The following is a 5,581-nucleotide window of genomic DNA, read 5'->3' on the forward strand; positions in this document are numbered from 1 at the left end:
AGCGTCTACGGCCTCCCCAAGGACTGCCTCATGGCGACCCACCGGGAGCTGGACCGGCTGCTCGTCGCCGGTGGCAACCGGATCAGTCCGGCCACCGCCGAGAAGCTGTCCCGGGTGGCGCAGCACCCGGCCACCTGGATGAACGGCACGTACCCGCCGGCGGCGGACTACCGGTGGTACGAGGACGGCCGAACGGCCGCTGACAAGCCGGCCACCCGCCGGTAACGTCTGCCTCGACGCCACGCGGCCGGGCCCGGCTCCGCACTCGCCGGCCCGCGCCGTCGCCGACCGGGCACCGATCAGCACCGACGGCCCGGACGCCCAGCGCGGTCGGCGGTCGCCGCGGCGACCGGCTAGCGTGGACGTACCGTCGGTGTGCATAGGAGGCTCGGTGGCCCACGTCGAACTCTCGCTCTCGGAAGTGTTCGCGCCCGCGGCGGGGACACCGACAGAGCAGGGGTGCGACAACATCGGCCGGTGGTCTGCCACGGTCTCCAGCGCCGACGAGCCCTGCCTGCTGATCGACGCCGAGACCCGGGTGGTGGCCGTCTCCACCGCCGGTTGCGAGCTGCTCGGCCTGGGCGCGCCGGAGGACGTCATCGGGCTGCCGCTGCTCGACGGCGGGCTGCGACTGCTGGATTTCACCGCGTACCGGGGCGAGCTGGCCGAGCCCGAGATCGACAAGATTCCGCCACTGCTGGCGCTCTCCTCCGGTCGCCTGGCCCGTGGCCTGCTACGCATCGAGGCGGCGGAAGGGGCGTCTGACGCGACCGTCGACGCCATCTCCACGCCGGTGCTCGCCGACGGGGTGGTCGCCGGCTCGCTCACCTTCTTCTCCGAGGTCTGACCTGCGGCGGAGGGTGACGCTCGACGCACACGGCAGGTGGTGGGGCGGCCGGCGCCGAGGTCGTAAGGTGCCATCATGCTCGATATCGCTGTGCTGCCAGGGGAGTACGCCGTGTGCCGGATGGCGGCGGACTCCACCCTGCCGTCCGGACTGTCGGGCGGGCTGGCCGGCGACGACATCGTCACGGTGAGCTGGACGGCCGACGGGATGTCGGTGATCTGCCCGGCCGAGCGGGCACCGGGGGAGGCCGACCGGGAGACCGCGTGGCGATGCCTGCGGGTGGCCGGTCCAACCGACCTCGCGGTGACCGACACCCTCACGGCCCTGGTCGACCCGCTGGGCGAGGCCCGGGTCAGCATCGTCGCCTTCTCCACGTACGACACCGACTACGTGCTGGTTCCAGCCGTACGTCTGGCCGAGGCGACGGCCGCACTGGTGCGCGCCGGTCACCGCGTACTCGACTGACCTTCACCACGGCGACAGATCCTCCTACCATGGGCTCGGCCGCCGGCCACCCACGACGCTCCCCGCTGCCCTCGAGGACTGCCCCCGTGCCCCCCACCCCTTCCCGTCGCGCCGACCTCGGCCCGCCATCGGACGATGCCGGCCCGAACCGCTCTGCCCGCCGGCTGCCCGCCGTCGTGGCGCTGGCCTCGCTGCTGCTCGCCGGGTGCGGCGAACCGCCGGAGGTACGCGACCGAGGACTGCCGACCCTGCCGTCACGGACGGCGACCCCGAGCGCGAGCGGGCCGATCACGCCGACGCCGCCACCCGTCGCCGGGCTGCCCGACGCCGGCACCCCCACCCCGCCGGCCGATCGCGGACTTGTGGCCGGCGCCTGCCAGGGCGGCCCGTCGCAGCAGCGGATCGTCGACCTGGTACGCGGCCGCGACGGACTGCTCCCCCGGAACGCGAAGGTTCGCGTCCGCACCGGTCCCCTGTGCGCCGCCGACTGGCACTTCACCGTCCTCGACGTGACCGGGTACGAGCCGTTGCAGGTGGTCACCCGTGACCAGGCCGGCACCCTGCGCCTGGTCACCGCCGGCACCGACGTGTGTTCGGTCGAGGTACGCGTGGCCGGCCCGACCGGAATCCGGACGCTGGCCTGCGGCGACGACGGCGCGGTCAACGTACCGGTGCCAGCAGTGCCGGTACCGACGCCGACGACCCCCACGCCGACGCCGGGTGCGTAGGCTGGGCGCCATGCCGGGAACGCCGCCGACACGTTTCGTCTACCTCGGGCCCGAGGGCACCTTCGCCGAGCAGGCGCTGCGCACCGTGCCGGCCGCCGAGCGGGGCACTCGTACGCCGGCCCGCAGTGTCGGCGAGGCCCTGGAGGCGGTACGCGCCGGGGATGCCGACGCCGCGCTGGTGCCGATGGAGAACTCGATCGGGGGCGCGGTCGGGGTGACCCTCGACGAGCTGGCCGAGGGGGACCCGCTGGTGATCACCCGCGAGGTGATCCTGCCGGTGGAGTTCGTCCTCGGTGCGCGTCCGGGGACCGCCCTGCCAACGGTGCAGAGCGTCGCTGCCCACCCCCAGGCGTCCACCCAGTGCCGGGGCTGGTTGCGGGCGCATCTGCCCGACGCGGTCGTGGTCGACGTACTCTCCAACGGCGCGGCGGCGGCCGGTGCGGCCACCGGCGAGTACGACGCGGCGATCTGCGCCCCCATCGGCGCGACCCGGCACCGGCTCGCCGTGCTGGCCGACAAGATCGCCGACCACCCCGATGCGGTGACCCGCTTCGCCCTGCTGTCCCGGCCGGGTCCGCCACCGCCACCCACCGGCGACGACGTGACCTCCCTCGCCGTGTACATCGCGCACGACCGGGTCGGCGCGCTGCTGTCCGTGCTGATGGAACTCGCGGTCCGTGGCGTCAACCTGACCCGGATCGAGTCGCGGCCGACGGGTGAGGCACTCGGCCGGTACGTCTTCTTCCTCGACTGCACCGGCCACGTGGCCGATGCGCGGCTCGGTGAGGCGTTGCAGGGGCTGCGCCGGGTCTGCGCCGACGTGCGCTTCCTCGGCTCATATCCCCGGCACCGTTGGAACGGGGTGACCGGCGAGCGCCCGGTGCCCGCCCCGGCCGGTCTCTCCGACGCCGACTACGCGGACGCCGCCGCCTGGCTCGCCCGGCTTCGGGCCGGCGAACTGAGCTGAGCGCCCCGGCCGACCGGCAGTCGGCGGGTCAGCCCCAACCCAGCTCGTGCAGGCGCGCGTCGTCGATGCCGAAGTGGTGGGCGATCTCGTGCACCACGGTCACCGCCACCTCGTCGATGACGTCCTCGTCGGATTCGCAGATGCGCAGGATGGGGTTGCGGTAGATCAGGATGCGGTCCGGCAGGACACCGGCGTAGTCCCAGCCCCGGTTGGTCAACGCGTGTCCTTCGTAGAGGCCGAGCAGGTCCTCCCCGGGCGGTGGATCGTCCTCCACCAGGATCACCACATTGTTCATGAGCGCCAGCAGTTCCTCCGGAACCTCGTCCAGCGCCTCCCCCACCAGCTCCTCGAACCGCTCACGCTCCATCTCGACCGCCACGCGACCATTCTTCCCCACCCAACCCGCGATCTTGCACTTCCGGTCGCCGCGAAAAGGCATGGAAGCCGCATATCGGCGACCGAGAGCGCAAGATCGACGGGGTTCGGGAGCGGGTCAGGAGGCGAGGCGGGCGGTGAGGGTGATCTCCGCGCCGGGTGAGAGCAGGCGGGAGATCGGGCAGTTCTGCTTGGCGGTCTCGGCCAGCTTGGCGAACTGCGCCTCGTCGATGCCGGGCACGTCACCGACGGTTTCCAGGTCGATCCGGGTGACGGTCATGCCGGCGTCGGTCTTGTCGAAGTGCACCTTCGCGGTGGTCTCCACCGAGGTCGCCGTCGTGCCGGCGTCAGCGAGGGCCTTGGAGAAGGCCATCGAGAAGCAGCCGGCGTGCGCGGCGCCGATCAACTCCTCGGGGTTGGTGCCCTCTCCCTCCTCGAAGCGGGACTTGAAGGAGTAGTTCCCCTGTAGCCCGCCCTTGCCGGTGCGGACCGTGCCGGACCCCTCGGTGAGGTTGCCCTGCCAACGTGCGGAAGCGGTACGGATAGGCATACACCTGACGCTAGTCGACCGGACGCCGGCAGGCGACCGACCGGCGCGGCCCGCGCATCCACCTTCCCAGCGGAGGGATCCGGCTGTGCCATGATTCGACACAGATCCGCACCCGCGGCCGGTGGGCGCACGGCCTCCCGGCCACGAGGAGAGGGTGAGCGATGACCCACGATCTCCCCATCCCCCGTCAGGACGACCGGTCCGACGGCCCCAGCATCGTCGAGTGGGGCACGGAGGAGGACGAGTCGCCCGCCGCCGGCCGGCTCCGTCGGGTCGTGTCCGGCCTCGGCCGGGACCGGCGGGTGCCGATGCTGCTGGCCGGGCTCGGTGCCGTGGCCGCCCTGGCCTCGCTGCTCGGCGAGTGGTCGACGATGACCATCCCCAACAGTGGCCCAGATCCGGCCACCCCGCTCGAAGTGACCAGCGGAGTGGCCGAGATCGGCGGGCTGGGCACCGGCTACCTGGTCGGGCTCCTCGCGCTCGGCTGCGCGGTGGCCCTCGCGCTGCACGGCACCGGTGCCGCGCGGACCAACGCCCGGGTGGCCGGCATGGCGCTCGCCGCAGGCGCGCTCGCCCTGCTCGCGGCGACCGTCTCGTCGCTCGAGGGCACGGCTCGGCAGGGCTTGTTCTACTTCTCGAGCGAGATCGGCTTCGAGGTCGAGCACGGACGGGGCCTGCAGATGGCCTTCGCTGCCGTCCTGCTGTTCGCCGCCTCGCTCGTCCGGATCGGGCCCGAGTCCGCCGGGTCACCGGCCGAGCCGGGGGGTTCTCCGGCAGAGTCGGACGAACGGCGACGGCGTGCCCGCCGCCACGCCGAGGACGCCGAACGGGGCGAGGGACGCCAACCGGCCGACATCACCGTCACCCCGACGATCCCGTTCGCCCGTGAGGTGCCACCCAGCTGAGCTGGCCGCAGCCGCCCCGGGCCCGCCCGCCCGGCCGCCGAGGTTCGCGCCGGCCACCGGGGTCCGGCCCGGTGATCGGGAGTCATCTCCGGTGCGCCGTCCGTTGGCACCCGATTCGCCTGGAAGCCATGGTTGCGACCCGTTCCGCGAGGTACGGTTGCTGCCCGCCGTCACGCCGGGTCGCGCACCGACGACCGGTACGGCTGGCCGCGACGGCGGCGGGCGAAGGAGGAACGATGACCCGCCCGGGCCTGCCCAAGCTGATCGCCACCGACCTCGACGGGACGCTCGTCCGCAGCGACGACACCGTCTCGGCGTACACCCATGAGGTTCTCGACCGGGTGCGCGCGGCCGGGATCCCGGTGGTCGGCGCCACCGGTCGCGGTCCCCGGCTCACCGAACTGACCCGCAACGACATCCGGGCCGCGGATTTCCTGGTGATGGCCGGCGGCGGCCGGGTGGTCGACCAGAGCGACCCGGCCGGACCGGTGGTGCTGCGCGACGAACGCCTCTCCAGCGAGATGCTGGCCGTCCTGCTGGCCGACCTGGAGGCCACGGTCGGTCCGCTGACGGTGATGGTCGAGGCGTCCGACGAGCACGACGCCCCGCTCTGGGGCGATTACCACCCGGCCTGGCCGTACCAGGACCGGTTCGAGGTACGCACCCGCGACGAGTGCCTCGCCGGCGACGTGATCAAGGCGTTCGCGAGGACCGCCGACCACCACGTGGACGAGTTGCTGGCCG

General features: G+C 73.1%; 8 protein-coding genes and 1 pseudogene. 7 read left to right on the forward strand and 2 right to left on the reverse strand.

Annotated features, from left to right (window positions below):
- The 5 genes and pseudogenes from AB0M52_RS29600 to pheA all read left to right on the forward strand — a co-directional run.
- A pseudogene (locus AB0M52_RS29600) lies at nucleotides 1–225 on the forward strand (hypothetical protein); the annotation flags it as partial.
- Between the two features lie 166 nt (nucleotides 226–391).
- Nucleotides 392–847 (forward strand): PAS domain-containing protein, encoded by a 456-nt coding sequence (locus tag AB0M52_RS29605; protein WP_363960571.1) that lies wholly within the window; start codon nucleotides 392–394, stop codon nucleotides 845–847.
- A 75-nt stretch (nucleotides 848–922) separates the two neighbouring features.
- Nucleotides 923–1,312: an ACT domain-containing protein gene (locus tag AB0M52_RS29610; protein ID WP_363960574.1), complete on the forward strand. Its 390-nt coding sequence runs from the start codon at nucleotides 923–925 to the stop codon at nucleotides 1,310–1,312.
- Nucleotides 1,313–1,476: 164 nt separating this feature from the next.
- On the forward strand, nucleotides 1,477–2,040 hold the full coding sequence (locus AB0M52_RS29615; protein ID WP_363960586.1) for a hypothetical protein: 564 nt from the start codon (nucleotides 1,477–1,479) through the stop codon (nucleotides 2,038–2,040).
- A gap of 10 nt (nucleotides 2,041–2,050) precedes the next feature.
- On the forward strand, nucleotides 2,051–3,007 hold the full coding sequence (gene pheA, locus AB0M52_RS29620; RefSeq protein WP_363960577.1) for a prephenate dehydratase: 957 nt from the start codon (nucleotides 2,051–2,053) through the stop codon (nucleotides 3,005–3,007).
- A gap of 28 nt (nucleotides 3,008–3,035) precedes the next feature.
- On the opposite strand, the gene AB0M52_RS29625 is transcribed toward pheA, so the two are convergent.
- Nucleotides 3,036–3,374 carry a metallopeptidase family protein gene (locus AB0M52_RS29625; protein WP_363960588.1) on the reverse strand — a complete coding sequence of 113 codons (339 nt, stop codon included), beginning with the start codon at nucleotides 3,372–3,374 and terminating at the stop codon, nucleotides 3,036–3,038.
- 126 nt (nucleotides 3,375–3,500) lie between these two features.
- The gene (locus AB0M52_RS29630) at nucleotides 3,501–3,932 is read right to left on the reverse strand and encodes an OsmC family protein (RefSeq protein WP_363960580.1); all 432 of its coding nucleotides are present in this window, start codon (nucleotides 3,930–3,932) and stop codon (nucleotides 3,501–3,503) included.
- 161 nt (nucleotides 3,933–4,093) lie between these two features.
- Here AB0M52_RS29630 and AB0M52_RS29635 point away from each other — a divergent pair, with 161 nt between their 5' ends.
- Nucleotides 4,094–4,837: a hypothetical protein gene (locus AB0M52_RS29635; protein WP_363960582.1), complete on the forward strand. Its 744-nt coding sequence runs from the start codon at nucleotides 4,094–4,096 to the stop codon at nucleotides 4,835–4,837.
- A 236-nt stretch (nucleotides 4,838–5,073) separates the two neighbouring features.
- Nucleotides 5,074–5,581, forward strand: a 508-nt coding sequence (locus AB0M52_RS29640; protein ID WP_363960584.1) for an HAD hydrolase family protein, incomplete at its 3' end; no start/stop codon positions are given.

Origin of the sequence: Micromonospora sp. NPDC051296, from assembly GCF_040682255.1 — a bacterium.
GTDB classification, from domain to species: Bacteria; Actinomycetota; Actinomycetes; order Mycobacteriales; family Micromonosporaceae; genus Micromonospora; species Micromonospora craterilacus.

Coding starts and splice junctions, on each gene's coding strand:
- AB0M52_RS29610 (WP_363960574.1), top strand. CDS start 923: ATGCTCGATATCGCTGTGCTGCCAGGGGAGTACGCCGTGTGCCGGATG.
- pheA (WP_363960577.1), top strand. CDS start 2,051: ATGCCGGGAACGCCGCCGACACGTTTCGTCTACCTCGGGCCCGAGGGC.
- AB0M52_RS29625 (WP_363960588.1), bottom strand. CDS start 3,374: ATGGAGCGTGAGCGGTTCGAGGAGCTGGTGGGGGAGGCGCTGGACGAG.
- AB0M52_RS29630 (WP_363960580.1), bottom strand. CDS start 3,932: ATGCCTATCCGTACCGCTTCCGCACGTTGGCAGGGCAACCTCACCGAG.
- AB0M52_RS29635 (WP_363960582.1), top strand. CDS start 4,094: ATGACCCACGATCTCCCCATCCCCCGTCAGGACGACCGGTCCGACGGC.